Origin of the sequence: Microcoleus sp. BR0-C5 (assembly GCF_036705045.1) — a bacterium.
Lineage (GTDB): Bacteria > Cyanobacteriota > Cyanobacteriia > Cyanobacteriales > Microcoleaceae > Microcoleus.
Window position 1 is genome coordinate 4697 of sequence record NZ_JAUBTR010000027.1, and the last position, 26988, is coordinate 31684.

Consider the following 26988-nt stretch of genomic DNA (forward strand, 5'->3'; position numbering starts at 1 on the left):
CCGACAGTCCGACAGGGGTTGAAACCCCTGCCTCAAAGCTAAAGTCGGTTAAAACCGACTACAGAATCTGATGAAAATGCAATTAATTGTAGTCCTCTTTTAGAGGAATTTCGCTGTGAGATAAAGGTTTTAAACCCCTGTCGGACTGGGAGTCAAACGATAGATTCGATCGCAAATATGAATACTGCTGAACCTTCATTAACTAAAACAGAATGTTGATACTTTCCGACAGTCCGACAGTCCGACAGTCCGACAGGGGTTGAAACCCCTGCCTCAAAGCTAAAGTCGGTTAAAACCGACTACAGAATCTGATGAAAACGCAATTAATTGTAGTCCTCTTTTAGAGGACTTTCGCTATGAGACAGGGGTTTTCAACCCCTGTCGGACTGCAACTAAAACGAGAAATTCGATCGCAAATATGAATACTGCTGAACCTTCATTAACTAAAACAGAATGTTGATACTTTCCGACAGTCCGGCAGTCCGGCAGTCCGGCAGGGGTTGAAACCCCTGCCTCAAAGCTAAAGTCGGTTAAAACCGACTACAGAATCTGATGAAAATGCAATTAATTGTAGTCCTCTTTTAGAGGAATTTCGCTGTGAGATAAAGGTTTTAAACCCCTGTCATGCTGCAACTAAAACGAGAGATTCGATCGCAAATATGAATACTGCTGAACCTTCATTAACTAAAACAGAATTAAGAAAATCGCTCCTCAACACTCGCAAATCCCTATCAGCACAAGAATGGAGACAAAAGAGCGATCGCCTCTGCAATCACCTGCAAAACTCGCCCTTATTCACCCAGGCAACCACAATCCTCGCCTACTTCAGTTGTCGCCAAGAACCAGATTTAAGTCCCCTATTTACATCTTCTGTGGAGGAGGCATCTTCCCTGCTCAATTCTGGAGACAGGCAAGATGCCTGTCCCACAAATGCCATTCCCACCCCTAAAAAATGGGGATTTTCCCGCTGTGTCGGCAAACAGCTATCCTGGCACATCTGGCAGCCCGGAGATGCTTTACATACTGGAGCTTATGGCATACTTGAACCACTGCCGGATGCTCCTAAAATAGACCACTCAGAAGTAGATTTAATGCTCGTACCCGCAGTAGGCTGCGATGTTCGCGGCTATCGCTTGGGCTACGGCGGTGGCTATTACGATCGAATGCTCAGTTTAGCTGAGTGGGAATCAAAAGTTACGATCGGCATTATCTTTGAATTTGCCTTGAACCCCCAACTACCAGTTGACTCCTGGGATCTACCGCTGCACGGCATTTGTACAGAAAGCGGTTGCAAAATTGCACAGCGAAAATCTTAAACGGGCATAAACAAATTAATTTTCCGCAATTATGCCTATATCCTCTTAATCTAGAATCTAGAATCTAAAATCTAAAATCTAAAATCTAAAATAGTATGGCCCAGCGCTACGTTCGAGTTAAAACAACACAAGGACACATCCATTACGGTTTACTGCAACTGGGCCACAGCGTTCAAGTATTTGATGCACCGCCCTGGTTAAAAGGACAACCAACCGATTTGGAACTTTCACCCGATACTTACCAAATTCTCGCCCCGTGCTCTCCCTCAAAAATTGTAGCCGTCGGCAAAAATTATGTCGATCACGCCGCCGAGATGGGAACCCCAGTACCTGCTGAGCCCCTGTTGTTTTTCAAGCCTCCGAGTGCTGTCATCCCCGCAGGTGCAGCGATTCGCTATCCGCAGCAGTCGGAAAGGGTAGACTACGAGGGAGAATTGGCCCTGGTAATTGGCGAACATTGTAGCAACTGTACTCCCGAACAAGCACACAGCAAAATTTGGGGTTATACGATCGCCAACGACGTAACAGCTAGAGATTTGCAAAAGCGGGACAACCAGTGGGCGAGGGCCAAAGGGTTCGATACTTTTTGTCCGTTGGGGCCTTGGATTGTCCGCGAACTGAGTCCTGCTGCACAATTGCAGACTTTTGTCAATGAGAGCGAGCGACCGGTACAGTCATCCCAGATCGATCGCATGGTATTTTCGCCAGACTTTCTCGTCTCCTACATCAGTCAAGTAATGACCCTAATTCCAGGCGATGTGATACTGACTGGAACGCCACAAGGAGTAGGGCCGCTACAAATAGGCGATCGAGTCCGCATCGAAATTGAAGGCATCGGCAGTCTGGAGAATACTGTCACTCATTAGTTATGGGTTATTTGTGAGGACACGGCGAAAGCCTTTGTCCCTACGGGGAGGGCTTGGAATCTGCTGTATAATATCAATTAGCCCGTCAATTTTCACCAACTTTGAAATAGGATCATTCGCCCATGCAACTCGAAGACTATTTTGACTTTCAGCGGCCAGATGATATTCGGGTCAAAGGGACGCGAATCGGCATTGAAACTGTTCTCTATGATTTCATTCATCGCGCGCGCACTCCTGAACAAATTGCTCAAACTTATCCATCTCTTAACTTGGAACAAGTTTATGCTACTATCCTTTACTATCTGCACAATAAAGAAGCCGTTAGTAACTACATTGCTGATTGGTTGGAGTGGAGCCATCAGCAACTTAAAGCACAAGAACTTAACCCTCCACTTGGTATTGTTAGACTGCAAAAACTGAGCTCGGAAAAAAAATCCCAACAAATCATCAATGAGTCTCAATTATCTGTTGGATGAAAATGTAGATCCTACCTATAAAGCTGAAATCCTTACACGCAATCCAAATTTGATAATTTGGTGTGTAGGCGAACCAGAAGCTCCGAGTCGGGGAACTTTAGATCCAGAAATTATTAAATGGTGTGAGGAATATAACTTTATATTGGTGACGAATAATCGTAAATCCATGCCCGTGCATTTGACAGACCATTTGGCTGAAGGTCATCATATTCCGGGCATTTTTATCCTCAATTCCAAGTTGAGTGTTGGACAAAATATTCGGCAATTAATTTTTATTGCTGAGGCATCTTTTAATGATGAATATCAAGATCAAATAGTTCATCTGCGAGAGATTGTTTGAATAATTTTGTCTCATTGATAAGTAGAAGGAAGAAGGAAGAAGGTGGAAGAGAAATAAATTGGATATGCAAGCTGGATTTGGTATAAACCCTATGATTTTCATTATCGGAAAAATGAACGATTTTGCGAGGATACAGTTAACGCAATATCGAGATTTCACCTCATTTTGAAAATCATAGGGATAACAACTAACAACAGTCAACTGCCAACTGCCAACTGACTAACGAACCTGCATATAAACAGCATCCGAAAGCGGAGGAATCTCTGCATAGCGTCCCAAAAGTGACTGCACGACTGCATAGACAAATGCAGCAAAAGCGCCCAAAAACACCATGTTATACAGAGTTTCCGCAATAAATGCGACTTGTAAGCCGTTAGAAAAAATCGGCAAAACCAGACCACACAGCATCAAAACAATGTCTAAAAGAATCGCCTGCATCGCATTAAAACGAATGAAGTGACTGATGTTTTCGTTTCTAACTACTCCTAAATACAAGGCAAAGAAGATAATCAAGCTAGCAAAAGGCAAACTATAAATTTGCATCAATGGAGCTAGCGGTATCAACAACAGTTGCAGGACAGGAAACTGTGTAAACAGAAACCTGCCAAAGGCAAGCCCGTCAACCAACGGGAGCAAATAAGGCAAAGAAGCAAAAATCCGGTCTGGAACAGTTGTAGATCCGCGCCAAGTCATAATGAACTCTCCTGAGTCGATCGATTAACTATGAATTCCATTAAACTCAGGATAACGCAGCAGCAGGGTTTGTGTTTCGACTCTGCCGGAACTTGCTTTTCACTCAGCACGGAGCAGCCCCAACTACCAGATGCAGGCTTTTTTATTTAATATTAGCGATCGTGAAGCCCATTTGACACTCGTACCGATCGGGCAAATTTTCCGTAGGTTTAGCAACTGGATGGCCACAGCGAAGCTCTCCACCACTCCAGCGCGGTTGGCCTGTGCGATCGGCCAGCAAACAACTTTGGCAAACACACTGAGGGGCAAGCATCTGATTTTCCATTAAAATGACTAACATTTGATACCTCCGGCAGGTTTCACACCAGTAATTTCATTGTATGTCAGGAGTTGGGGACAAACGGCTTAACCTGAACACAACGTAATATTTATATCAATGGGGCGAAATCCGTAGTACGGTATAAGATCCCCAATTCCCAATCCCAAATTTGTCAAGAGGTTGATTATTGTGACGGACACTAACTTAGAATTCCTTTCCAAAACCGATCCGCTCATTGCCGATTTAATCGGGCAAGAGCTTCAGCGGCAGCGAGACCACCTAGAACTTATCGCCAGCGAAAACTTTACCTCCGCAGCGGTAATGGCAGCTCAAGGCTCAGTGCTGACCAATAAATACGCCGAAGGACTGCCAACGAAACGGTACTACGGCGGCTGCGAATTTATTGACGGCATCGAGCAAATCGCGATCGATCGCGCCAAACAGCTATTTGGAGCCGCTCACGCCAACGTCCAGCCCCACTCCGGCGCTCAAGCCAACTTTGCAGTATTTTTGAGCTTGCTAGAACCCGGAGACGGAATTATGGGCATGGATTTGTCCCACGGCGGACACTTGACTCACGGTTCGCCGGTCAACGTATCCGGCAAATGGTTCAAAGCTTTTCACTACGGCGTCAGCAAAGAAACAGAACAGCTCGACTACGACGAAATTTTGGCACTCGCCAAAGAAAACCGACCGAAATTGCTAATTTGTGGCTATTCAGCATATTCGCGAATTATCGACTTTGAGAAGTTTAGAGCCATCGCCGACGAAATCGGAGCCTACCTGCTCGCCGACATCGCCCACATCGCCGGGTTAGTCGCCACAGGGCATCACCCCAACCCCCTCCCTCACTGTCACGCAGTCACCACCACCACTCACAAAACCCTGCGCGGCCCCCGTGGTGGCTTGATTATGACTAATGACCCGGAATTAGGTAAAAAATTTGACAAAGCAGTGTTCCCCGGCACTCAAGGCGGCCCCTTAGAACACGTCATTGCTGGCAAAGCAGTAGCTTTCGGCGAAGCATTAAAGCCTGAATTTAAAACTTATTCGGGTCAAGTAATTGAAAATGCGCGCGCATTAGCTGCACAGTTGCAGCAGCGGGGTTTAAAACTCGTTTCCGGCGGCACGGACAATCACTTAATGCTAGTTGATTTGCGATCGGTAAACATGACAGGCAAACAAGCGGACCAATTAGTCAGCGGTGTGAATATTACTGCTAATAAAAATACCGTGCCTTTCGATCCGGCATCGCCCTTTGTCACCAGCGGTTTGAGACTCGGTTCGCCGGCGATGACCACCAGGGGAATGGGAACAGCAGAATTTACCGAGATTGGCAATATTATTGCCGATCGCCTGCTAAATCCCGATGATGAAAGCGTCGCAGCCGACTGCCTGCGACGAGTTGCGGCACTGTGCGATCGCTTCCCGTTATATCCCCACTTGTACTTGAAAGTGCCGGCATTAGCTTAATTTTCCTGATCGGCAATGGGGAATTGGTAGTTGGAAGTGTACGGGTAAAAGGGTAAAAGAGCAGGAAAAGATTGATAGTTGCCGGTAGCGATATTGACAAGCGGTTTTCACCAAAAATATCGATCGCCAATACGGTTTTTAGTAAAGATATTTGTCGGGCGGGGCTGGTTTGACTAACGGTATTTGTCGGTTGCGAAAGATACCGCTAGGGCTGGGCCCGCTCGCCAAATATCGACTTTTTTGCTCGCGAAAGAGTCGATATTTCAAATCGTTAATTCGAGAGTTATGAATGAACAACCTGACAATTCGCCCCAGGGCAACTGCCATTGTGGCAAATCTCCGACTCCCAAACCCCCAGTCGCTCTTCAAGATGTTTCCTTGTTATAAGCCATCTGAAATGTAGTAGACTCTGCCTGACAGCCTAATTGCCCCGCACTATTTAAAATTGATTTCAGATGCCGTACCAGTATCTGTACCACATACTCGCTTTTCTGGTTTCTGCGATCGTCGTCCTCTGGAGTACACCAATAGTCAAAAAAATTGGTCTCAAAAGCGGGCGAGTCGATCGGCCAGGCGAGCGAAAAGTCCACAAGCGCCCTATGGTGCGCTTGGGAGGAGTTTCCATCTTTCTCGGCACTATCACTGCCCTCTTATTTGTCTGGCTCTCAGGAGGCTTCATCGATGCTAACGGACAAGTTCTCAATCCCAAAGACGAATACGAAATTTGGGGAGTCACCCTCGGCGGCATCGGATTCTTCCTCATCGGTTTAGCAGATGACCTATTTTCGCTCTCGGCATTAAAACGCTTGCTCATGCAAATAGGCGTATCCAGCATCGTTTGGATGGCAGGCGTACAAATTGAGTTTCTGACAGTTCCCTCCTTGGGACTTACTAATATTGGCTGGCTGAGCTTGCCAATTACCGTGATTTGGCTCGTCGGCATGGCCAACGCCATCAACTGGATTGATGGTTTAGACGGTTTAGCGGCCGGAGTTTCAGGGATTGCAGCAGTTGTGATGCTGATTGTCAGTCTGGCGATGCACCAACCGGCAGCGGCCCTGATTGCAGCGGCTTTAGCTGGCGGGACCTTGGGATTTCTGCGCTACAACTTCAATCCGGCTCAAATCTTTATGGGAGATGGCGGGGCTTATTTTATCGGGTTTACTCTCGCGGGAGTGGGAGTAATTGGGTTAGTTAAAACTACGGCTGTTACTTCTGTGTTGCTGCCATATTTAATTTTAGCTGTACCGATTTTAGATATGTCGGCGGTGATTCTCGATCGACTTCGCAACGGCAAGTCACCGTTTATTGCTGACAAGCGCCATCTCCACCACCGACTTCTAGAAGCCGGACTATCCCATCGATTTGCGGTTTTATTTATTTACTCACTGACACTGTGGGTGGGAAGTTTAGCCCTAGCTTTTTCGCTTCCGAGCGGCGTAATTTATGCTATGGGTGCAACCAGTTTGCTGGGATATGCTAGCTGGAAAGTTTGGAGACACGCTAGGTGAAGGAAGAAGGAAGAAGGAAGAAGGAAGAAGGAAGAAGGAACAAGGAAGAAGGAAGAAGGAAGAAGGAAGAAAAATAATTTCTAATGCCCAATGCCCCATGCCCAATTCCCCATGCCCCATGCCCCATGCCCCATGCCCAATTTCCCTATCTAAAATCCAAAATCTAAAATCTAAAATTGCATGGTTGCTGAAATTATTTGTGTTGGCACTGAATTGCTGTTAGGCGATATTCTTAATAGCAATGCCCAGTTTTTAGCCAAAGAATTAGCGAGTCTGGGAATTCCTCACTACTATCAAACAGTGGTGGGGGACAATCCAGAACGCATCAAACAAGTGTTAGAAATTGCCGTCAGTCGATCGCAGCTTTTGCTGTTCACCGGAGGCCTGGGCCCCACACCAGACGACCTCACAGTCGAAACGATCGCCGATTTTTTTGGGGTTCCCCTCATCGAAAAGCCGGAAATTATTGCAGATATCGAATACAAATATGCTCAGCGGGGACGCACCATGAGTCCCAGCAATCGCAAACAAGCTTTAATTCCAGAAACTGCGGACATTCTGCCGAACCGCAGCGGTTCTGCACCGGGCATTATTTGGCAGCCGGTTTCTGACGTGACAGTAATGACATTTCCCGGCGTACCGGCGGAAATGCACTTGATGTGGCAAGAAACCGCCGTTCCTTACCTGAAAAATGGCGGCTGGTGCAGCGCCACTATTTACAGTCGCACATTGAAATTTTGGGGGATTGCTGAGTCGGCATTGGCGGAAAAAGTAGATAGTTTTCTGAATTTAACTAATCCTACTGTGGCTCCCTACGCCAATCACGGCGAAGTCAAACTGCGGATTTCGGCCCGCGCGGAGTCCTCCGTGGCGGCGAAAAATTTGATTGAACCGATCGAACAACAGTTGCTGCAGATTGCTGGCCTAGACTGTTACGGTGCTGATAGCGATACCCTCGGTTCTACTGTCGGCCAATTGTTGCTCGATGCGGGGCAAACTCTTAGCGTGGCTGAATCCTGCACCGGAGGTGGATTGGGGGCGATGCTGACTGGTGTTCCCGGCAGTTCTTGCTACTTTTTAGGTGGGATTATTTCTTACGACAATCGGGTTAAGGAAGGATTATTAGGTGTTAATCCGCAAGATTTAGCCGAATTTGGGGCAGTCAGCCACCAAGTGGCAAAACAAATGGCTGCGGGAGTTCGCGCCAGCCTCAATACAAATTGGGGATTGAGCATTACAGGGATCGCCGGGCCCGGAGGCGGCACAGATGCTAAACCTGTCGGACTGGTTTATGTTGGTTTAGCGGGCCCCCACGGCGACGCAGAAAGTTTTGAATACCGCTTTGGCGATGGCCGAGGCCGCGATTGGATTCGGAATCTGAGTAGCTGTACGGCGCTCGATCGGCTCCGCCGTAAATTATTGTTGACCAAAGCGTAGAAAAAATCCTACGATTGGTCAATTGTCAATAGTCAACCGTAAGCTTAAGCTTTATTTAACACTCTATACTCGGATATAATTCGGCAATTTTCCTTTTCCCTCTTGATTATCTGTAAAGATTCGTTATGATAATAAGATAGGACTGATTGGCCAATATACTGATTCTCTCCTTTGCTCAAAATAACCAGCAAGCGAGAAAGCAAGTTTGACCTTTGGTTTCAAAGTCGTGCTTGCTTATTTTCAAATATTTAGCCGTCAGTTTAGCAATCTAGACTATAAGAAAAGGAGCTATCCGTTCAATGGAAGACATTGAAAAGGTGCTGGAACAAATTAAAGAATGGGTTCGCAAGCTGATAGAAGGGTTGCTGAATCCTGAAGCTCAACCGGAACTCGAACCGATTCGTATTCCTGTCAACCAACCGAGAAATCGCCGATAGTCGGGACTGGATTGAAAGTTTGAGCTTTGAGGTTGGAGACTGGTTCTAAATACCATGTCAAAACTCTCATAATTTTTGTTGCGCTGGAAATTTTAAAATTGTTAAATATCCTGGTACTTCACGGCCCTAATCTGAATCTATTGGGTCAGCGAGAACCTGGAGTTTATGGTTCGGCAACTTTAAATGATATCAACAAGTTGCTAGAACGAGAAGCGCAAGCCCTCCAGGTGCAAGTCTCAATTCAGCAGTCGAATCATGAAGGGGTATTGGTGGATGCAATTCACTCGATGTTAGGGCAGCACCAAGGCTTATTGATTAATGCTGGAGCTTATACTCATACGAGTGTGGCAATTAGAGACGCGATCGCCGCGGTGAATATCCCTGCGGTAGAAGTTCATCTGAGCAATATTTACCGACGGGAAGCTTTTCGGCACCACTCGTTTATCGCAGCGGTGGCGATCGGGCAAATCAGCGGTTTTGGATCGGAAAGTTACCTGCTGGGGCTGCAAGCTCTAGTTAGTTACCTGATTAAAAATTAAAAATTTACCGATTATAGCGATCGGATGAGGGCAGGTTTTAGATGGAAAACCAGCCCTTATATGTTTGGGTTGAATTCTAATTAATCACAAGAGTTAGGCAAAGAAGGAAACCAGGAAGAATTCTAAATTACCAATTACCAATTACCAATTACTAACAACTTGAGTTAAATTCAAATGCGGCATTCCCTGTTGAGCAAGTTTCAAGGAACCATCCTAGGGGCAGTTTTAGGAGACTCTCTCGGCCTGCAATACCAGAGGCAACTCGTGGGTATTCCCCCCCAAACAGAAGACTTGCAGCCCATTTTACAACTGACGAAACACCAACAATTGACCCTAAGAGAGGCAACATTGGCGTTGAATTCTGTCAACAGTAAAATCCCAAGTGGCAAAGACTCATCCGCATCCGGGAGACTTGCGGTAGCGTGTGCTCAAAGTTTAATTCGGTGTAAGGGTTTAGATTTAAAAGATTGGCGCGATACTTGGGAAGCATTTGCCAAGTCGGAAATCTACCATCCCCGCAACAGTGAGTTTCAAACCATGCTTAACCCTGGTGAAGCTGCCGTTGCTGCGCTGCCATCGGCGATGTTTTTTCACGAAAATAAAGCCAAGCTGCGAGAAAAAATCATGCTGGCGATAGAGGTTTGGCACAACGAAAACCAGCCAGAATGGGAAACAGCAATTTTAGCAGTAGCATATACGATCGCCCGATCTCTCAAAGAAAGACTTGACCCCGCGACAGCGATCGAGCAAACACTTGCTTACCTGAAAACAGATAATGCCTTAACAGAGCTGCTGCTGCAAGTGCAAATACTACTAGAAAAGGGAGCCGATTTAGAAACAGCCGCCACTCATCTGTGCAAAAGCGCCACAGCTTTGCGAGAAAGACAGGGCGAAGGTGAAAAAAAATTACAAACCGAGTTAATTGTCAACCCTGGAAATTTCATTCCCATTGCCTTAGCTTTCTACTGCTTTTTGAACACCCCAGAAGACTTACGCTTGTCAGTGGTGCGTGCTGCCCGCTGTGGTATAGCCGGACAAATAACCTGCGCTTTGACAGGAGCTTTGTCAGGAGCCTATAACGGCGTTGCTGGGATTCCTGTAGAATGGCGACAGGTATCTTCGGCTGAGGTTAATTCGCAGCAGCTAGCTGAGGGCCGAGAACCCTCGCTCTGGGGAACTGGCAGCGATGTAAAAATTGTAGAGTTAGCAAATAACCTGTTTGCTGTTTGGGCAGGAGTTTACAGCCCAGATGCCGGACTGGATTCCGCAGCGCTAGCCCGATCGGTGGCGGCACCTTATGTCATTAGACCTCGTAAAATATAAAGTTTGGAGCTTTTAACAGGGAGGGGAAAGCATAAATTAGCAATGAGAAATTAGCAATTAACAAGTCAAAAACGAAAGCCGAAGGAGAGCGACAATTAAAGATTAAAAAGTAAAAAATTAAATAGGACGGACGTGCTTGCCCCAAAAAAGCAGGTTTTTACGAGAATATGGGGTTAGCCAACGAAGAATCTACCGATAAACCGGGTTTTTAGCCCTCGCGCGCGAGTTCTGTTCAAGATGGACAAGGGAAGGAAATAAGCTTCTTGCGTTGTGGGCCACAGTCAAGAAACCCAACTGCTGGCGATAGTTAGGCAAAGTAGCCTGGGGCGTTGAATATAGAGCCACGCTAGTTCGGATAAACTCAATCAAGATGCACAGTCAGAAATTCTGACAAAGCTGCTGGATAACAGTGATATATCTTCGACACAAATGAATACGCTCTCCTCATTGATGCGGCAGATTGAGCAGCTAGGGGCTGCGCGCTCACTGCGCCAACACATTGCTAAAGTGCAAAATGGCGACAGCAAAGCAGATACCGAGCGCACTAGCGGGCCTCTCCTGAGCCGTTTGTCGCGCCAGAAATGGCTTCTTCCCGAGACTTTTACTACTAAATTTACAAGTAAAACCTCCAAATCAAGCCTCAAAAATCAAGCTCGTTCCCCTATGTTGGCGCTGGTAGCGGTAGTTTCCCTAAGCAGCACTCTGGGCCACCGCTTCTACAACCAGCCGAAACTGGATGTGGGGACGAAAGCTCCTCAGACGATTAAGGCTCCTGCTACTGCTAGCATACCCGATTACAAAACTACTGAAGAACAGCGGAAAGCAGCGCGGATAGGGGCTGTAGCGATATTAATGCTGGATTCGGCGGTCGATCGACAAATTTATCAAGAATTGCAACAATTTTTGGAGCAGGGAAGCGAGCTACGGGAGGCGGTAGGCCCGTTTCCGTTTGCGAGTCCCTCGGTGCTCTCAAATGCCGCTCAGGTTTACTTGCGGGGCTGTCCTGAGTGGGAGTGGCGATCTATTGTGGCGCAAGCAGGTGACAAAAGTGCAACTTCCGAGCGATTGAGTTTGGATTCCCCGGCAATTGCTGCGGCAACAGATAACAAGTCTCAGCAAGATGCTATCGCTCAACTGCAAGCTTACAGCCGATCGCTCCCGGCTGCCGAGTTTCAAAGCCTGACAGACAGTATTTCCTCTGCTCGCCGACGCTATCTCAATGCTGTGGAGGCGCTGGAAAAACCGTCGGTTTTGGGACTCCCACAGATTTACGATACTTCGCTGTTTGATTTGTCGGATGCAGCTTGGCAGAAAACCCAAACCGGTATGAGTCGGGCGGCAAAAAGGATGGTGGCTCAAGGTATCCCGCAGGGGTTGCCAAAAGAGATTTTGAAAGAAGCCGTGAAGCTGCAAGTGGCTGATGAAGTGCCGTTAGAGTCCCAAGCTTTGGCGGTGGAGGGTTTAACAGCGATTTTGCAGCCAAATCTGGTGAGAGATCCCGAGGAAACCAAACAGCTAGCTGAATTGGCGGCGCAAAAGGTGAAACCGGTGATGATCGCAGTAGATCAGGGCGAAATAATTGTTGCACAAGGACAAGAGATATCGCAGCAAGATTTCGTGTTGCTGGACTATTTTGGTTTGAGCCGACGGGGAGTGAATTGGCTGGGGCTGACGGGTTTTGTTTGTTTAGTTGCGGGGGCAATTGCGATCGTACTGCTGGTGGAAAGGCACTACCGCTTGCGCCGGAGAGATCATTTGCTATTGCTGCTGCTGACTTTGAGCGCGCCAGTGCTGGTGAGTTTGGGGCTGCCTTGGACGAGTTTGCCCGCGATCGGGATTTTAGCGGGCGGCTTCTACGGTTCGGCAGTGGGAGTGACTGTGGTGGGGCTGCTGTCGGCGCTGCTGCCCGTTGGCTTAAATGTGGACTTGATTCATTTGGTGGCTAGCGGGGCGGGGGGATTGCTGGGCGCTTTTATGGCCGGGCGGCTGCGATCGCGCGAGGAATTGGCTCTTTTGGGCGTGGCTGTCGGCTTGGCTCAGGGCACGGTTTATCTGGTGGGGACTTTGATTGCCAGCGCGGCTGCAGGTGCGATTTGGTACGTGGTACTCGGTACGGTGGGCGCGCAAAGTTTGGCCGGTTTGGCTTGGAGCGTTGTGGCGATCGGCATCAGCCCTTATTTGGAACACGTTTTTGACTTGATTACGCCGATCCGGCTGGCGGAACTTGCCAATCCGAACCGCCCGCTGTTGAAGAAATTGGCTGCCGAGGCTCCGGGGACTTTTCAGCACACGCTGTTTGTGGCGAGTTTGGCGGAGGCTGCTGCCCGGGAACTCGGCTGCAATGTTGAGCTGGTCAGGACTGGGACATTATACCACGATATTGGAAAAATGCACGACCCGCTCGGATTTTGTGAAAATCAAATGGGTGGGGGCAACAAACACGATGAAATTAATGACCCTTGGGCGAGCGCGGAGATTATTAAAAAGCACGTTACCGAGGGTTTGGTGATGGCGCGGAAGCATCGATTGCCGAAGGCAATTCAGGCGTTTATTCCCGAACACCAAGGTACAATGTTGATTGCTTATTTCTACCACCAAGCACAGCAAATTGCTGCCAAAGAAACAGAAGATTTAAAGATTGCTTTGCCAGATGCGGATAATTCAAAGTTAACAATCGCAAGTCGCCAAGTGAGGGAGGAGGATTTTCGCTACGATGGGCCGATTCCGCAGTCGCGGGAAACGGGGATTCTGATGCTGGCGGATTCTTGCGAGGCTGCTTTGCGATCGCTCAAGGATGCTACTCATGAAGAGGCTTTGAATATGGTTAATAAGATTTTGAGGGCTCGCTGGCAGGATAATCAGTTGATTGATTCGGATTTAACGCGGGAGGATATGTCTTTAATTGCGGAGATTTTTGTGCGGGTTTGGGAACAGTTCAATCACAAGCGGATTGCTTACCCTAGTGCAGTTTTTACTCCCAGGTAGGCGAATTTTTTTAGTTATGAAAAATTAGTTGGCATTTCAGTTGTGAATGAGATTTCATGGCGATTTGTCCCGCAAAGCGCCATGCACTTGAGTATTGCCGCTGACAATTACCATAGTTTGTTTGATTCCTCAAAATTCCGAAGAGTCGATATCTCTTTCGCCAGCTAGGTGCGATCGCAATTTTTGCCAGTCTTGGGCATCGATCGCATTTGCAAAAGCGATTATAGTATCTACAGCCCCAGCGCGGTCTACAATCCAGCGGATGTCCGGTAGTTCGTACATAACCAATAAATTTTGTGAGTTGTATCGCAGAAGGAATAAATACTAATTTTGGACTTCCAATCCCCATGTCCCATGCCCCATGCCCCATGCCCTCATTCTATCCTTTGACTCCCGCAGCAGTTTCTGTTGGCACAATGTATTTTTGCAAGAGCAAAAATAGTCCTAAAACTGGAACAATAGAAATAATAGAACCCGCCGCAACTAAACGCCAATCCAAAGAAAATGTCCCCGCTAAATTGGCTACGCCTAAAGGTAAAGTGTAATATTCCGGCCTGTCTAAAACTAGCAGTGGCCACAGAAAGTCGCTCCAAGAACCGATAAATACGAAAATTCCTAGGGTGACTAAAGCTGGCTTAATTGCCGGAATCATGACGTGCCACCAAATGCCTAATTCGCTGCAGCCGTCGATGCGGGCTGCTTCTTCTAGTTCTTTGGGAACTGCTAGAAATGCTTGTCGTAATAAAAATATGCCGAAGGCTGAGGCTAGTCCGGGAAAGATTACGCCTAAATAACTATTTTTTAGTCCGAGCTGTACTGTCAATATGTATAGGGGAATCATGACTATTTGGAAGGGAATCATGATTGTGGAAATGATTGTGATTAAGATGGCTTCGCGGCCGCGAAATTTGAGTCTGGCTAAGGGGTAAGCGGCGAGGGCGCAAAAGAGGACGTTGATGCTAACTGTCAGGCCGGCAATTAGGGTGCTGTTGAACAGGTAGCGGCCGAAGGGGTTGGTTTGCCAAACTTTGATGAAGTTTTCGAGGGTTGGCTGTTGTGGCCACAGTTGCGGGGGAAATTGAAAGATGTTTTCGTTGGGGGATTTGAGGGAGGTACTGAGCAGCCACAGCAAGGGAAACAGCATTAAAAGTGCGATCGCGCTCATGAGGCTGTACGTCCACAGGGTGCTCCACGGCGAGGGAGTGTTGTTTGGGGAATTTGGTTTTTTAGTTTTGAGATTGTTCATTGTTGGGATATGATGATAAGTCCTTGCTTCGTGAGAAGCCTTGTTGTCCATAAGGGGATTATTGCCATGAAACCGTTTATTTACGAAACTATGTACATTCTGCGCCCTGATTTGGGTGAAGAAATGACAGACCAGGCGATCGCTAAATATCAAACTATTTTGCGCGATCAAGGTGCTGAAAACATCGAAACTCAGCACCGCGGCAAGCGCCGTTTGGCTTACGAAATCGGCAAGCACCGGGACGGAGTATACGTTCAAATGAACTATACAGCTCCGGGCGCTGCAATTTTTACCCTGGAACGCGCGATGCGTCTGAGCGAAGAAGTGATTCGCTATTTGACAATCAAGCAAGATGTGCCAGATGCACCGGAAGCGGAAGCGGAAGCTGAAGTCGCCGAGTAGCCTTCGTGTCAACTTAACGTCTTATGTAGTACCAGTCTAGTGTTTGACGATTAGGGCCGCTTATTCCCCGGCACGCATTTGTTAAGGGCGGAATTTGATGTTGATTGAAATTATAGGTGAATGGGCGATTGTTTTTCTAGGGGATGACGATCGCTCTTTTTTGTGGGGAGACTGCTGGGACTTAATCTATTTTTATCAAAAAAGAAACCTCGCTTTTTGAGGATGAGGAGGGCGACTCACTTAGCCCAACTATCTTATCTAGTTGACTACAAAAAACTTGACTATGCTTGAGCATAGCTGCTTAATCATTGTAAATCTAATTGTGATTCGCTACTTATTAAATTTACTGGTAACTAAGGCAAATTCGACTCCCTTGAGAGGCAAAATTCTGCATCTATAACTCTGAACCAAACTATAAAGTTATTTTTGCCACTAGCAATTACGTAGCCGCCAAAATGTGGCACTTAGAAGATGAATATTGTCAAATTTTGCCAACTGCTGCTTGGGGTTGGGTATGAATCAACGCGCCAAAGCTCGATCGCACTCCCTGCAACCTCAATCGAGATTCTCGCCCCATAGCCCAATTGTAAAGTTTTGTGACAATTGTGATTTGGTAGCTTTAGATACAGAAGTGTCTGTTATAGTGATAGAAGAGAAGAAAAAACAAGCCCAACATTAATCTAAAGAATACGGAGGAACCGCATATGTCTACCGAAAATCAAGCTCGCTCTCTGATGATGCGCCACCACCAACTGGTGAAGAACCGCCAGCAATCCATGCTCAACCGCACCGCCACCGAAGTCGGGATGGAAGATACGCACTACTGGGGTCACATTCAAGGCAAACCGCAGCCCAGCTTTCAAGCCAGTTACGATCGCAGCAACGCCACCATGAGCTAGGGCAAGCTCAATTTCGACAATTGTCTACGAAGTTATTACCTATAATTTGGAGAAATCAGTTATGTCAACTCAAGAACAAGCCCGCAACCTGATGATGCGCCATCAACACGTCGTTAAAAACCGTCAGGAATCCATGCTTAGCCGTGCGGCTGCTGAAGTTGGTTTAGATGCTGGTTCTCCAGCGAGTATCGATCGCAAATAACTCCTTTTTTCAACGGCGAGATAGTTGAATCGAGTTTGTTGTTTGCCAGCTAAAAATTAATAATGTCAATTACAAAACCGTCGCGACTTCTTCTTGAGTTCTAACTCTAGATTGGAAGCCGCGATTAGTTTTATGGGGAATTGGGAATTGGGAATGGGGAATGGGAAATTGGGTTCAAAAGAATGGGGAATCTAAAATCTAAAATCTAAAATCGTTCGACTGAGCGCTCACGCCGAAGTCTAAAATCTAAAATCTAAAATCTAAAATCTAAAATCTAAAATGGTATAATCCCCTTTCAGCAGATTGAAGGCTACTAGGGAGGTCATCATGTCGGACTGGAAAGAAATTGACGGCGGAGTTACAGCACCCAGAGGGTATCGAGCATCTGGAATTACAGCGGGCTTGAAGCCTTCAGGCTTGCCGGATTTAAGTTTAATTTTGTCAGAGGTAGACGCGATCGCCGCCGGAGTCTTCACAACCTCCACTGTCCGGGCCGCTTGTGTGGACTACTGCCGCCAGCGTTTGCAAGCTAAACCCAGCGCGAAAGCAATTTTGTGCAATGCGGGACAAGCTAATGCTGCTACTGGCGAACAAGGTTTGGCAGATGCCCTCGAAAGTGCCAAATTGTTGGGAGAAGCGCTGAATATTCCTCCAGAATCTATTCTTTTGGCCTCCACGGGCGTCATCGGACAGCGGATAAAAATGGAGCCGCTGAGGGCTGGAATTCCGCGATTAGTTGCTGAGGCATCGGAAACAGGTTCCGATGCGGCCGCTAAGGCTATTTGTACGACTGATTTAGTGCCGAAAACGATCGCCCTGGAAACCATGTTTGGCGATCGACCCGTCCGCATCGGTGGCATTTGCAAAGGTTCGGGAATGATTCACCCGAATATGGCAACAATGCTGGCATTTGTAACTTGCGATGCAGCAGTATCGTCGCATTTGTGGCAAGAAATGGTGAGTCGGGCGGCTAACAGAAGTTTCAATCAAATTACTGTTGACGGCGATACCAGTACCAACGATTCGCTAATTGCTTTGGCGAACGGTCAATCCCGCACACCGGCAATTACGGAAATGGGAGCAGATGCTGAAAAATTAGAGGCGATGCTGACAGAAGTTTGCGTGCATTTAGCAAAGGCGATCGCCCGTGACGGCGAAGGTGCAACTTGTTTGGTGGAAGTGCAAGTTAGTGGCGCGCTGGATGAAGTTTCTGCGAGTAAAATTGCCAAAACAATTGTCGGTTCTTCTTTGGTGAAAGCTGCTATTTTCGGACGCGATCCGAATTGGGGCAGAATTGCGGCGGCGGCTGGGCGCGCTGGTGTCGCTTTCGATCAAGAGAATTTACGGATTCAATTAGGGGATTTTTTGATGATGGAAAACGGACAACCTAAAGAGTTCGATCGGGCTGCTGCAAGTAATTATATGAAAGCGGCTGCGGAGGGGGAATATTTGAAGGCTGATACGGTTTTAATTCAGGTTAGTGTGGGGAGTGGCAGCGGTTTTGCGAAAGCTTGGGGATGCGATTTGAGTTACGACTACGTGAAGATTAATGCCGAGTATACGACTTAAATAAGTCCAGGCGATTACAAGTCCGGGCGGTTAGAAACCGCGCCTACACAAACAAAACCAGACGAGAGAAAGTTGAAGGCAAATTTCCCACAATTTAAACTCAACTTCCCCCCGTGGGGGGAAATTAAAAAATTTGAAACCTTTACTCACCGAGTTAACCTCAGCTTTTTTGCTCCTCATTTGAAAATCGCTAAAGCCCTTACCAAGATAAGCTTTTTAGGATTTTAACAAAAGAGCGCTAAAAATCTTATTCAGAATAAGTTTCAATACTTTTTAAGCTTATTATTAATAAGTCTAATATAGCGGTTCTCAAAAAAGTGAGGTATGCCCTATGCCCTATGCCCTATGCCCTATGCCCTATGCCCTATGCCCTATGCCCATGAGTACCTCATATGAGAGCTCGAAAGGCTATATAAAGTTTGAAAACACGCCCTAACCAAAACTATCGGAGACAAACACATAGCCGCCGCCATATCCAACATTATCATCCACTAATATTAAGCCCTCGTTACCCTGCGGTTCGCCACTCTGAGCAAGTCCATAATTCACCACGCGCAACAACCGCTGCGGCGTAAACGATTCCAATTCCACAAAATGGCCTGCATCCAGCCATGCTAGTTCTTCTGCTGTTAAACTTTGCCTTACAGCGTCGGGTAATTGACGGGCGGTTTGTGCCATTGTTTGAGATTGTTGCACAAACATATCACGGGTTGCTAAGATTTGACGGGGAGAAATGCCTAAATCAAAAATTGTCACCTGTTGATTCGCAAACCAGTTTGGATTAGTTCGTAGTTGATTTACCAAGCCAACTCCAGCAGGGTTCGCATTGTGCAGCGCATAAACTTTCAAATCGGCATTACGGCGCAGCATTTCGATTACGGTGTTGAAGATGCTTTGGGGATAGCCACTAATACTAAGAATGGCGCAGTTGTTCTCAAAATGGACGTTGTTGGCAATTAGGAATTGAGCTATTTCGTCACTGTCACAGATAATTGCGCGATCAAAGCTGTAGGCGCTGACTTCGCGATCGATGGTGGCGGGCAAAGCCTCTTGACGAGCAGCAGGGAGCAGTTTTTCTAATGTGCCGTTTACTGTTTGCCAGTCTCGCAGCCACTCATCACTCTGCGCTTGATTAACGAGAAATATTTCACCCGTTATCTGTGGGCGTTTTTTTTGTGAGGTACCCAGCCAGTAGGAAAATAGCCCTAGTGTAATCGCTACGATGTATCCTGAAGAATAATCAAATATTAGGCTTCCTGAAATGCCCAGCACTAAAATAATTACCCCTAAAATCTGGAGGTTTTTAGCATTATTTCTTCTGCCGCGAATACCTTGAGCAGGAGATTTGCTGTAGTTGAACAATAGCCCTATCCAAATCAAATTGTAGAGAGCGAAGGGAATAACAACTGAGAATTGTGACGGAAAAATAGCAGAAGCCCAGTTAATGCCGAAGATGCCCATAAATACGCTAAACAAGAAGTAGGTCAAAATCCAACTGGTTTCTGGCGCGCGAGATTTAAGCTTTTGGTCAATAAAATACAAAAACTGTTTGTGCGTAAAAAACAACATATTTTGGCTGGAAATATTTTCGATCGCATTTTTGAAAAATGGATCGGTGAATGCCAACTTTTTATCAGTGACGGTAGTGGGTTCAAACACAAACGGATGGTTGCACCGTTTACAGCGACCTGAGTTGCTTGTACGATCGCTCAAAATGTTGTCTGTTTGACACTGGACGCATTTCATTCCCATTTCGGTTACTCCTGATTGATTTAATGGATTTATATCGTTGACGGTTGTTTTGGAAGGATTTTACCGCAGAGGCCGCAGAGGACGCAGAGGAAGAGAAGAGAGATAATAAGTAGAAGGAAGAAGGAAGAAGGAAGAAGGAAGAAGGAAGAAGGAAGAAACTATGCCCTGTTTGGCCAATGCCCTGTTTGGCCAATGCCCTATTAAAATATTTGCCCGTTTAACAAAATAGAATAGTCTTCTCGCTGTCGAATTAATCGATCGCCCTTAGCATCAATCAACACCTCAGCAGGGCGGGGGCGGTGCAGAAAATGCGACGACATCGCATAGCCGTAAGCCCCGCTATCCAAAATCGCGATCGCATCTCCAATTTTGAGTTTCGGTAGCCAACAGTTGCGCCCCAAATAATCCCGCGAATAAGTCGTGTTGCCACAAATATCCGTTTCATGTCGCGATACATCGCCAGTTTCCCAAGTTGCGATCGCCCGATAGCCCCCGTGCACCGTAGGCACTGATAGATTTGATACAGTGGTATCGACACCGACAATTTGCCGGTCGCCCAACCACTTCACCGACACAACTTTCGCAAGCAAAACGCCACAAGCTGCGATCGCCGATCGTCCCGGTTCAATCACCAACTCGATCGGGCGAGATAGCGCACTCAATCGTTCAGTAATCGCCGCACCAAACTCCCGCCAGTCAAACACTGCACCGCCTCGATAGGGATAGCCAAAACCACCGCCAAAATCGAGGGTTCGCCAATCGGGCAACATTTGGGCGATCGCAATTAGGCGATCGATCGCCTGCGTAAAAGCACTCGTGGCATTAGTTCCAGTCCCCCGATAAAAATGCAATCCGGTAATCCTCAACCCCTGCTGCTGCGCGATTTCGTTGGCTTTCTCGAATTCGGCGGGACGCACTCCAATCCGACTGTCTCCCGTCAATTCCTGTGAGTTGAGGCGCAGTCCAATTTCGGCACGGATCGATCGCGGTTGACTGCGCGAATATTCACAAAAATCTTGGAGTTGCGACAGACTATCGAAGTTAAATCGATCGATCTTCCACTCGATCAATTGCTGAATATCGGCCCTGTTGAGGTTACTGCCGGTGTAGACAATGCGATCGCCCGTAAAACCCGCTTTCTGCCCCAAAAAAACATCCCCCGGTGTATTCGCGTGTAGCCCCCAACCAGCCTGCTGAATCAATTGCAACAGAGCAATATTGCCGTTGGTGACGCTAGCAAAATGAAACTGAACGTGCGGATAGTCGATCGATCGCGTAATATGCTCAAGAGTCTGACGGAGGATATCGGCCTGATAAACATATAAGGGCGAACCATAAGTTGACAAAAGTCGCTTGGCTAATGCTTCGGAGAACGGCGGCGAATGTATTTTGGTTTCATTCTGTAGCAAAGATTCAGTCATAAGGAAGAAGGAAGAAGGAAGAAGGAAGAAGGAAGAAGAAATAAGGAAGAAGGAAGAAGGAAGAAGGAAGAAGAAATAAGGAAGATTGTAAAATCGAGTGAATAGTAGTCAACAGTCAACAGTCAACAGTCAACAGTCAACAGTCAACAGTTAACCTCCTTCGATATTTCCAAATGCGCTGCCCGATCGCCGGTGGCAACCAAAACACATGATCCAGCGATCGCTTAACCGGAATTTCGCCTAAAACCTCGGTTCGCCATGCCTGCCACATCAGCAGCAGCCAGAGATTATTGCCAATATAGCGATCGCGCATGGCAACTCCGAGTTGTCCCGATAACATCGAGTCGGCCAAATGGGGCTGCCAGCAATTTTGCGATCGCAACAGATTCGGATTCAGCCGATCGCCGATCGCAGCCCAAAACTCCCCGTAATACCAAACCTTCAACGGCACACCCATCCCGCGCTTTTCCCGCCAGACAATTTCCGGCGGCAACCAGCGATCGGCAGCTTTTTTGAGGATGTATTTTTCGCACGCACCTTGCAGTAGAAGCTCGCCAGGGAGTTGAAACGTCCAGTCCGTGAGGTCAGGGTCGCAGAAGGGCGATCGCACCCACAAACCGCAAGCAAACGCCAATGCCGTTGCCCTCGGCTGAATATTTTGGGCACCTTTGAGCATCAGCGAAGCACGCCGCAGCCTCGCTAGCAGGGAAGGACACCTCTTCGACAAACAACCGGGATCGATCGCGTCTTGCAGGTAAACGCTCAAATCGTGAGACTGGATGCGATCGAGCATTTCTGGCGAAAAAATCTGTTTTTCATAACCATAAAATCGCTGAAACGTCCGCAAATACTGCTGTTCAAAGGTTTCTCCTCCGGCGGGATGTTCTGCACTGTAAACTCCGTGTGCAATCAAAGGCTTGTTTGTCCATCCAGCAAATAGCTGATCGCCATTCTCGCCATTGAATACAACTCGCACGTCTTGCGCCGCCGCCTGTTTGAGTAAAAACAGTGCAGCCGTGGTGCCGTCTCCATAGGGTAAATCGAGGGCTTTGGCGGTTGGCCCGATCGCGCGCAACACTGCATCACCCGTCGCCGCCACTCGGATCAGCGGAATCTGGAAAAAGTCCGCCACCTGTTGGGCGTAGGGCAGTTCGGAATAGGCTTCGACACCAAAATCGAGGGCATAGGCGCGCACTTGCAAGCCTGCTTTCACTAGCAGCGCCGTCACCAGCGAAGAATCGATGCCACCGGAGAGTAAAACGCCTACAGGTTCGTCGATCGGCAAATCGGCCACTTGTCGATCGATCGCCTGTTGCAACAGCCCTTGCAATTGTGCGATCGCCTCATCCTCCCGCCGCAGTAATTGGGGCGCTTCTTGCCAAGCCGATGGCAGCGATTCCCTACGGGATAGCTTCGCCGCGCGTACTTTCGGCTGATTGTTAATATCGGCGATTTCCCAAATCATCTCGCTTCCTGCGGCTACGGATGCAATTTGCTTGATCGGCGTTAACGGCGTGGGCACGTAGGAAAAGCAAGCATAACTGTGTAGGGCGATCGGGCTAATTTGAGGGGAAGCAATCAGCGGTAGCAGCAATTGCAGGCGCGTCGCAAACCAAATCGTTTCTCCCAACTGCATCCAGTACAACGGCACTCGCCCAAACGGATCGCGCCCCAGCCGTAGCTGTTTCGCTTCTACCGCCGCCCAAGCATCTCCCGGAAAATCCGTCGCCCGATCGCGCCCGCAAGCATTCAGCGTCACTGTGTCAGCCGTGAGTACAGATGCAGAGGCGATCGCCCACTCTGATAATTTGCCCTGCCGAATGCAGTAGTCTGGGACTAAACGGCTGAGCGTTTTTGTGAGATCGTCCAGTCCCCAATAGCCGATAAAATGTGAAGGTTTGTCGATCGCACCCATCTATTTCACCGTGAAAGGTTCACTGCTGATGACGCGCCCATCCAGGGACATCCGAACTTCCCATTTGCCGGGGGCAGCAGCAGATCCGAGATCGTAAAAGCAGTGCGTATTCCAAACCGCAGTATTGATCGTGCGGGTTTGATACCTGCCTTGATGAACAATGTCACCGCTGGGATTAATCCAATCGCATTGCAGAGACAACTGATTGCCGATCGGAGCATTTTTCAACGTCACTTGGTAGTAGATGCGGGGGTTGATTTGACGGTTGACTTGAGTGAGGCTGTCACCGCCCTTTTGAGATAGCGCAATCCTGTCTTCTCCTCCCACAACTTGAGCAGTTTTTTGTTGCTGATTTTGCCCGAACAGCACGCCTATACCGATCGCAGAAATGACAACAACTGTCGAGGCGATCGCGATCCAACGGTTGCGTCGCTGCTGTTTTTCTAGGACTTCGCGGCGGCGCATTTGGGCGATCGCATCTTCTAAAAGCTCATCAGGAAGATTCAACTCCCGTAAAATTTCTCTTACCTGATCTGGGGCCAATTCTAACTCGCGCTGCTGCGATAACTTGTCGATTTCAGCGATCACCTGTGCTAATTGAGTTTGAGTGAGTCGAGGTTCCATAAAGTTTTTTCCAGTTAAAATTAGATATATAAATCACCCCTCTCTTCTCTTCCTCTGCGCCCTCTGCGCTCTCTGTGGTTAAATTATCCATATTATTCAATAAATAGCTCTCAAAGTCAATTCATAAAAATCATAACCTTAACCTCATAAAATTCATATTTATAGTCCTGGACGCATCGGGGCTCATGCAAACCCGGGTTTTTTGTGGGAGTGTGTCTAGGACTGACTTATATAAAATCCAGACTAGGAAACTCTTCTACTTTTTGGGAATCAGTTAAATTCCACTTTCCTGAATCTATTGTTTCCTGCTGGCGATTCAACCAAATTGCGTTTAATCCGGCATTTTTAGCACCACAATAATCTGCTTTGAAGCTGTCGCCGATATGCAACACATTCTCGGCAATGCAGTTGTGCTTTTGCAAAGCTGCGGTAAAAATTTGAGAGTCGGGTTTTGCTGCACCAACTTCGGTAGAAATTGTCACTGATGTGAAATATTCAGCTAAATTTAGTGCTTTTAATACTGCATAAAGTCGCGAATCGAAATTCGATACTACTGCTAATTCAATTCCTTGTTGCTGCCACTTATTTAATGCTGGCAATACGTCGGGATAGACAAACCAAGGTTCGGCGGTGGCAAAATGAGCGTAGAGTTCCACAAAGAATTTGGAAAAGTCAGAAAATTGGTGGAAAATGCCTGCTATTTGGAATGCTTTTACGGAAACTGTTTGCCACCACTCAAATTCTAATTGGGGAATTTTTGCTGCTTCTATCCCTGGAAATGCCATCGGGCTTGCTGAGGCGAAGCTTTGGAAAAAGGCTGCATTTAACTCTTCACTCTTAACTGTTACTCCAAACCTCTGGGCTATTTGTCCGTAGACTTCGCCGACGCTACCGCGAACATCAAATAGTGTACCGGCGGCATCTAGAAAAATAATTTTGGTCATTTGAGAAGAAAAAGGGAAGAGGAAAGAGGACTTATCGCACATCCGGTTGCATCGGAATGATTTAACCACAGAGGACACAGAGAGCACAGAGGAAAAGAAGAGAAGAGAAGAGAAGAGAAGAGAAGAGAAGAGAAAAGAGATTTGAGTAATTCCTTCTTTGTTCTTCCTTTTTCCTTCTTCCTTCTAATTAGTTGTTTGCGGATTCACCACACCAGAATGATTGGCAATGTTGCCCGCAGGTTCAAATCTGCCTCCTAAATATTTGGCTAGGAATTCTTCGGCGATCGCAAAAAAGTGCAGCCGATTTTCTGGCCGCGCAAATCCGTGTCCTTCATCTGTATAAAGCACGTATTCTACAGGTTTGCCGGCTTGCTTCATGGCATTGACAATTTGCTCGCTTTCTGCTTCTTTCACTCGCGGGTCGTTGGCACCTTGGGCGATTAGTAAAGGTTTCTGGATGCGATAGACAAAAGATAAAGGGGAGATCGACTTCAGAAACTCTGGTTCTGTTTCCAAATTGCCGACGCGGTGATACAGACTTGCTTTTCTCGGTTCCCAGTAAGGGGGAATAGTTTGCAGCAGTGTAATCAAATTGCTTGGCCCGACAATATCGACGGCGCAGGCAAAAACATCGGGACTAAAAGTCAATCCGACTAAGGCGGCATAACCACCGTAGGAACCGCCCATAATTGCAATTTTATCCTGTAGGGCAATTCCTGTTTCTACCAGCCAATTTACCCCATCTAGCAAGTCGTCGTGCATTTTAGCGGCCCATTCGCGATTGCCGGCATTGAGAAAGGCTTTGCCGTAGCCGGTGGAACCGCGAAAATTGATTTGCAAAACGGCGTAACCCCGGTTTGCCAGCCATTGGGCTTGTGGGTTGTAACCCCAGGTATCGCGTGCCCAGGGGCCACCGTGAACTAGCAAGACGGCAGGTACTGGTGTGGCGACACCAACCGGTTTTGTCAGGTAGCCGTGAATGGTTAAACCATCTCTTGCGGTGTAAGAAATGGGTTCCATTGATGATAGTGGTAGCCCTTCGAGTTTGGGTTGATTGCTGAACAGAAAGGTGAAAGTTTTGGAAGTGCGATCGTACACATAGTAGTAAACTGGGCCGTCGTCTGTCCTGTAAGCGATTAGCCAAGTAGTGTCGGCGAGGTTGCGGCTGGTAAGGTCGAATTCGCCGGGGCGAAATTTGCCGAGATCCTCAAAATCCTCTGCTATGCTTTGGTCTAAAATCTGCCACTCTTGCTTGTCTTTGTAGAAGGAAACCGCCTGAATCTCTCGTTTGGTGGGGTGTACGACAATGCCGCCGACATCGTATTCTGGGTCAGAGGCGACATCAGTTTCTTGTTTGGTTTCTAAGTCTAATGCGATCAAACGTTTGGCATTAGCATCGTGATTGCCCATGATGTAAAGAATTTTGCCGTTTTCTGAGAACATGACGGCACCACCTTCTTCATCGGGCCCCCAGCTTCGCAGGCTTTCCCAAGACTTGTCGGCAGTTTCCCGAAACACCAATTCTGATCCGCCATCGGCAGTGGTGGCTGTGGCCGCCCGCACTTGGAATTGGGCGTCAACAGTCCAACCGACGATGTTACCTGGGTTGTCGGTGTCAAATTCAACGGCACCATTTTTGAGGTTGATGCGGTAAACGTCGTGTTTGCGCCGATCGCCGATGTTCATTCCCACTAATATTTCATTGGGGAAGTTGCGGTCAAGGGCAATCAGATGAGATCGAACACCTTGAAATGGTGTCAAGTCGCGCACCAGGTTTGACTGGATATTGACTGAGAATAAATGCCATTTTTCATCACCATCAATATCTTGCTGATAAATGAGCTCTTCGCCGCTGTACGTCCAGAAAAAGATGCGGATGCCCCGTTTTTTATCTGCTGTCAGTTGGCGATCGTCTGATTGACCGACGGTACGCAATTGCACTTGCAAGACGTTGTGTTCATCGGGTGCAATGTAGGCGATATACTTGCCGTCTGGTGAAAGTTTGGGGCTAGTTTTTTCGGGGTTTCCAAACAGAATTTCCCGCTCGATTAGCGGTGGAAGTTCTGTTTTTGGCTGTTGAATTGTAGGAGTTTGCATTTTTTATTGTACCTAATATTTTCTATAGGAACGGGCAAGATGCCCATTCCACAAGAATATTTAATTTTTTTGGAACGGGCAAGATGCCCATTCCACAAGAATATTTAATTTTTTTGGAACGGGCAAGATGCCCATTCCACAAGAACATTTAATTTTTGTGGAACAGGCATCTTGCCTGTTGCCGATCTATTTGAAGAAGCAT

The 26988-nt window shown here is 47.4% G+C and carries 28 protein-coding genes; 17 read left to right on the forward strand and 11 right to left on the reverse strand.

Translation table 11 applies throughout. From position 1 onward, the window contains the following. The first annotated feature begins 659 nt into the window (after positions 1-659). The 4 genes from QUB08_RS14900 to QUB08_RS14915 all read left to right on the forward strand — a co-directional run bounded on the left by QUB08_RS14900 (position 660) and on the right by QUB08_RS14915 (position 2998). Positions 660-1316: a 5-formyltetrahydrofolate cyclo-ligase gene (locus QUB08_RS14900; protein WP_333225434.1), complete on the forward strand. Its 657-nt coding sequence runs from the start codon at positions 660-662 to the stop codon at positions 1314-1316. A gap of 95 nt (positions 1317-1411) precedes the next feature. Further along, on the forward strand, positions 1412-2182 hold the full coding sequence (locus QUB08_RS14905; protein WP_333225436.1) for a fumarylacetoacetate hydrolase family protein: 771 nt from the start codon (positions 1412-1414) through the stop codon (positions 2180-2182). Between the two features lie 122 nt (positions 2183-2304). Continuing rightward, positions 2305-2658: a DUF433 domain-containing protein gene (locus QUB08_RS14910; protein WP_333143794.1), complete on the forward strand. Its 354-nt coding sequence runs from the start codon at positions 2305-2307 to the stop codon at positions 2656-2658. Beyond that, entirely contained in the window at positions 2633-2998 is a 366-nt protein-coding gene (locus tag QUB08_RS14915) for a hypothetical protein (RefSeq protein WP_333225437.1), read from the forward strand. Before QUB08_RS14910 ends, QUB08_RS14915 begins: the two co-directional genes overlap by 26 nt. Before the next feature lie 219 nt (positions 2999-3217). On the opposite strand, the gene QUB08_RS14920 is transcribed toward QUB08_RS14915, so the two are convergent. Further along, positions 3218-3691: a Tic20 family protein gene (locus QUB08_RS14920; protein ID WP_333081032.1), complete on the reverse strand. Its 474-nt coding sequence runs from the start codon at positions 3689-3691 to the stop codon at positions 3218-3220. Positions 3692-3833: 142 nt separating this feature from the next. Next, positions 3834-4031, reverse strand: a complete 198-nt coding sequence (locus QUB08_RS14925) for a hypothetical protein (RefSeq protein ID WP_190739976.1) — start codon at positions 4029-4031, stop codon at positions 3834-3836. A gap of 168 nt (positions 4032-4199) precedes the next feature. Between QUB08_RS14925 and glyA the strand changes: the two genes are divergently transcribed. Then, on the forward strand, positions 4200-5483 hold the full coding sequence (gene glyA / locus QUB08_RS14930; protein ID WP_333225439.1) for a serine hydroxymethyltransferase: 1284 nt from the start codon (positions 4200-4202) through the stop codon (positions 5481-5483). A 138-nt stretch (positions 5484-5621) separates the two neighbouring features. Here the strand turns inward: glyA and QUB08_RS14935 are convergent, their stop codons facing one another. Then, positions 5622-5810: a hypothetical protein gene (locus QUB08_RS14935; RefSeq protein ID WP_333198677.1), complete on the reverse strand. Its 189-nt coding sequence runs from the start codon at positions 5808-5810 to the stop codon at positions 5622-5624. A gap of 128 nt (positions 5811-5938) precedes the next feature. On the opposite strand from QUB08_RS14935, the gene QUB08_RS14940 reads away from it, so the two are divergent. The 7 genes from QUB08_RS14940 (at position 5939) to QUB08_RS14970 (ending at position 13715) form a co-directional block, all read left to right on the forward strand. Continuing rightward, entirely contained in the window at positions 5939-6994 is a 1056-nt protein-coding gene (locus tag QUB08_RS14940; protein ID WP_333153078.1) for an MraY family glycosyltransferase, read from the forward strand. Then, positions 6960-7217, forward strand: coding sequence for a hypothetical protein (locus QUB08_RS14945; RefSeq protein WP_333225440.1), 258 nt, complete (start codon positions 6960-6962; stop codon positions 7215-7217). The genes QUB08_RS14940 and QUB08_RS14945 overlap by 35 nt, the downstream gene beginning before the upstream one ends. Beyond that, positions 7175-8431 (forward strand): competence/damage-inducible protein A, encoded by a 1257-nt coding sequence (locus QUB08_RS14950; protein WP_333225441.1) that lies wholly within the window; start codon positions 7175-7177, stop codon positions 8429-8431. Before QUB08_RS14945 ends, QUB08_RS14950 begins: the two co-directional genes overlap by 43 nt. 299 nt (positions 8432-8730) lie before the next feature. After that, the gene (locus tag QUB08_RS14955; RefSeq protein WP_333054680.1) at positions 8731-8868 is read left to right on the forward strand and encodes a hypothetical protein; all 138 of its coding nucleotides are present in this window, start codon (positions 8731-8733) and stop codon (positions 8866-8868) included. Positions 8869-8966: 98 nt separating this feature from the next. Next, positions 8967-9407 (forward strand): type II 3-dehydroquinate dehydratase, encoded by a 441-nt coding sequence (gene aroQ, locus QUB08_RS14960; protein ID WP_242718570.1) that lies wholly within the window; start codon positions 8967-8969, stop codon positions 9405-9407. A gap of 174 nt (positions 9408-9581) precedes the next feature. Beyond that, a complete protein-coding gene (locus QUB08_RS14965) occupies positions 9582-10730 on the forward strand; it encodes an ADP-ribosylglycohydrolase family protein (protein WP_333225443.1) in 1149 nt (382 codons plus the stop codon). Between the two features lie 429 nt (positions 10731-11159). After that, positions 11160-13715 carry an HDIG domain-containing metalloprotein gene (locus QUB08_RS14970; RefSeq protein ID WP_333225445.1) on the forward strand — a complete coding sequence of 852 codons (2556 nt, stop codon included), beginning with the start codon at positions 11160-11162 and terminating at the stop codon, positions 13713-13715. A gap of 129 nt (positions 13716-13844) precedes the next feature. Here the strand turns inward: QUB08_RS14970 and QUB08_RS14975 are convergent, their stop codons facing one another. Then, complete coding sequence (locus QUB08_RS14975) at positions 13845-13997, reverse strand: hypothetical protein (protein WP_333225446.1); 153 nt, start codon at positions 13995-13997, stop codon at positions 13845-13847. Between the two features lie 97 nt (positions 13998-14094). Continuing rightward, positions 14095-15012, reverse strand: coding sequence for a carbohydrate ABC transporter permease (locus QUB08_RS14980; protein WP_333225447.1), 918 nt, complete (start codon positions 15010-15012; stop codon positions 14095-14097). 15 nt (positions 15013-15027) lie between these two features. Between QUB08_RS14980 and rpsF the strand changes: the two genes are divergently transcribed. From rpsF to argJ, 4 genes are all read left to right on the forward strand, one after another. Beyond that, positions 15028-15363: a 30S ribosomal protein S6 gene (rpsF, locus tag QUB08_RS14985; RefSeq protein ID WP_015176119.1), complete on the forward strand. Its 336-nt coding sequence runs from the start codon at positions 15028-15030 to the stop codon at positions 15361-15363. A 704-nt stretch (positions 15364-16067) separates the two neighbouring features. After that, positions 16068-16262: a hypothetical protein gene (locus QUB08_RS14990; protein WP_006631905.1), complete on the forward strand. Its 195-nt coding sequence runs from the start codon at positions 16068-16070 to the stop codon at positions 16260-16262. Positions 16263-16323: 61 nt separating this feature from the next. Then, positions 16324-16464 (forward strand): hypothetical protein, encoded by a 141-nt coding sequence (locus tag QUB08_RS14995; RefSeq protein WP_333225512.1) that lies wholly within the window; start codon positions 16324-16326, stop codon positions 16462-16464. 327 nt (positions 16465-16791) lie between these two features. Then, positions 16792-18033: a bifunctional ornithine acetyltransferase/N-acetylglutamate synthase gene (gene argJ / locus QUB08_RS15000; protein WP_333225449.1), complete on the forward strand. Its 1242-nt coding sequence runs from the start codon at positions 16792-16794 to the stop codon at positions 18031-18033. Between the two features lie 432 nt (positions 18034-18465). Here the strand turns inward: argJ and QUB08_RS15005 are convergent, their stop codons facing one another. Beyond that, positions 18466-19779 carry a hypothetical protein gene (locus QUB08_RS15005; protein ID WP_333225450.1) on the reverse strand — a complete coding sequence of 438 codons (1314 nt, stop codon included), beginning with the start codon at positions 19777-19779 and terminating at the stop codon, positions 18466-18468. Positions 19780-19985: 206 nt separating this feature from the next. Continuing rightward, the gene (locus QUB08_RS15010; RefSeq protein ID WP_333225451.1) at positions 19986-21131 is read right to left on the reverse strand and encodes an alanine racemase; all 1146 of its coding nucleotides are present in this window, start codon (positions 21129-21131) and stop codon (positions 19986-19988) included. Between the two features lie 7 nt (positions 21132-21138). Between QUB08_RS15010 and QUB08_RS15015 the strand changes: the two genes are divergently transcribed. Next, positions 21139-21285 (forward strand): hypothetical protein, encoded by a 147-nt coding sequence (locus QUB08_RS15015; RefSeq protein WP_333225452.1) that lies wholly within the window; start codon positions 21139-21141, stop codon positions 21283-21285. Positions 21286-21342: 57 nt separating this feature from the next. On the opposite strand, the gene QUB08_RS15020 is transcribed toward QUB08_RS15015, so the two are convergent. From QUB08_RS15020 to QUB08_RS15035, 4 genes are all read right to left on the reverse strand, one after another. Then, the gene (locus QUB08_RS15020) at positions 21343-23121 is read right to left on the reverse strand and encodes an asparagine synthetase B family protein (RefSeq protein ID WP_333225453.1); all 1779 of its coding nucleotides are present in this window, start codon (positions 23119-23121) and stop codon (positions 21343-21345) included. Further along, positions 23122-23745 (reverse strand): DUF3859 domain-containing protein, encoded by a 624-nt coding sequence (locus tag QUB08_RS15025; protein WP_333225454.1) that lies wholly within the window; start codon positions 23743-23745, stop codon positions 23122-23124. Positions 23746-23972: 227 nt separating this feature from the next. Then, entirely contained in the window at positions 23973-24689 is a 717-nt protein-coding gene (locus QUB08_RS15030; RefSeq protein WP_333225455.1) for an HAD family hydrolase, read from the reverse strand. Positions 24690-24872: 183 nt separating this feature from the next. After that, positions 24873-26786, reverse strand: coding sequence for a S9 family peptidase (locus QUB08_RS15035; RefSeq protein WP_333225456.1), 1914 nt, complete (start codon positions 26784-26786; stop codon positions 24873-24875). Between the last annotated feature and the right edge of the window lie 202 nt (positions 26787-26988).

Coding starts and splice junctions, on each gene's coding strand:
- QUB08_RS14970 (WP_333225445.1), top strand. CDS start 11,160: ATGAATACGCTCTCCTCATTGATGCGGCAGATTGAGCAGCTAGGGGCT.
- QUB08_RS15030 (WP_333225455.1), bottom strand. CDS start 24,689: ATGACCAAAATTATTTTTCTAGATGCCGCCGGTACACTATTTGATGTT.
- QUB08_RS14975 (WP_333225446.1), bottom strand. CDS start 13,997: ATGTACGAACTACCGGACATCCGCTGGATTGTAGACCGCGCTGGGGCT.
- QUB08_RS15005 (WP_333225450.1), bottom strand. CDS start 19,779: ATGAAATGCGTCCAGTGTCAAACAGACAACATTTTGAGCGATCGTACA.
- QUB08_RS14955 (WP_333054680.1), top strand. CDS start 8,731: ATGGAAGACATTGAAAAGGTGCTGGAACAAATTAAAGAATGGGTTCGC.
- QUB08_RS14900 (WP_333225434.1), top strand. CDS start 660: ATGAATACTGCTGAACCTTCATTAACTAAAACAGAATTAAGAAAATCG.
- QUB08_RS15025 (WP_333225454.1), bottom strand. CDS start 23,745: ATGGAACCTCGACTCACTCAAACTCAATTAGCACAGGTGATCGCTGAA.
- QUB08_RS14915 (WP_333225437.1), top strand. CDS start 2,633: ATGAGTCTCAATTATCTGTTGGATGAAAATGTAGATCCTACCTATAAA.
- QUB08_RS15020 (WP_333225453.1), bottom strand. CDS start 23,121: ATGGGTGCGATCGACAAACCTTCACATTTTATCGGCTATTGGGGACTG.
- QUB08_RS14965 (WP_333225443.1), top strand. CDS start 9,582: ATGCGGCATTCCCTGTTGAGCAAGTTTCAAGGAACCATCCTAGGGGCA.
- QUB08_RS14995 (WP_333225512.1), top strand. CDS start 16,324: ATGTCAACTCAAGAACAAGCCCGCAACCTGATGATGCGCCATCAACAC.
- QUB08_RS14940 (WP_333153078.1), top strand. CDS start 5,939: ATGCCGTACCAGTATCTGTACCACATACTCGCTTTTCTGGTTTCTGCG.
- QUB08_RS14910 (WP_333143794.1), top strand. CDS start 2,305: ATGCAACTCGAAGACTATTTTGACTTTCAGCGGCCAGATGATATTCGG.
- QUB08_RS14980 (WP_333225447.1), bottom strand. CDS start 15,012: ATGGACAACAAGGCTTCTCACGAAGCAAGGACTTATCATCATATCCCA.
- QUB08_RS14935 (WP_333198677.1), bottom strand. CDS start 5,810: ATGGCAGTTGCCCTGGGGCGAATTGTCAGGTTGTTCATTCATAACTCT.
- QUB08_RS14920 (WP_333081032.1), bottom strand. CDS start 3,691: ATGACTTGGCGCGGATCTACAACTGTTCCAGACCGGATTTTTGCTTCT.
- argJ (WP_333225449.1), top strand. CDS start 16,792: ATGTCGGACTGGAAAGAAATTGACGGCGGAGTTACAGCACCCAGAGGG.
- QUB08_RS14925 (WP_190739976.1), bottom strand. CDS start 4,031: ATGTTAGTCATTTTAATGGAAAATCAGATGCTTGCCCCTCAGTGTGTT.
- QUB08_RS15035 (WP_333225456.1), bottom strand. CDS start 26,786: ATGCAAACTCCTACAATTCAACAGCCAAAAACAGAACTTCCACCGCTA.
- QUB08_RS14945 (WP_333225440.1), top strand. CDS start 6,960: ATGCTAGCTGGAAAGTTTGGAGACACGCTAGGTGAAGGAAGAAGGAAG.
- rpsF (WP_015176119.1), top strand. CDS start 15,028: ATGAAACCGTTTATTTACGAAACTATGTACATTCTGCGCCCTGATTTG.
- QUB08_RS14905 (WP_333225436.1), top strand. CDS start 1,412: ATGGCCCAGCGCTACGTTCGAGTTAAAACAACACAAGGACACATCCAT.
- QUB08_RS14950 (WP_333225441.1), top strand. CDS start 7,175: ATGGTTGCTGAAATTATTTGTGTTGGCACTGAATTGCTGTTAGGCGAT.
- QUB08_RS14990 (WP_006631905.1), top strand. CDS start 16,068: ATGTCTACCGAAAATCAAGCTCGCTCTCTGATGATGCGCCACCACCAA.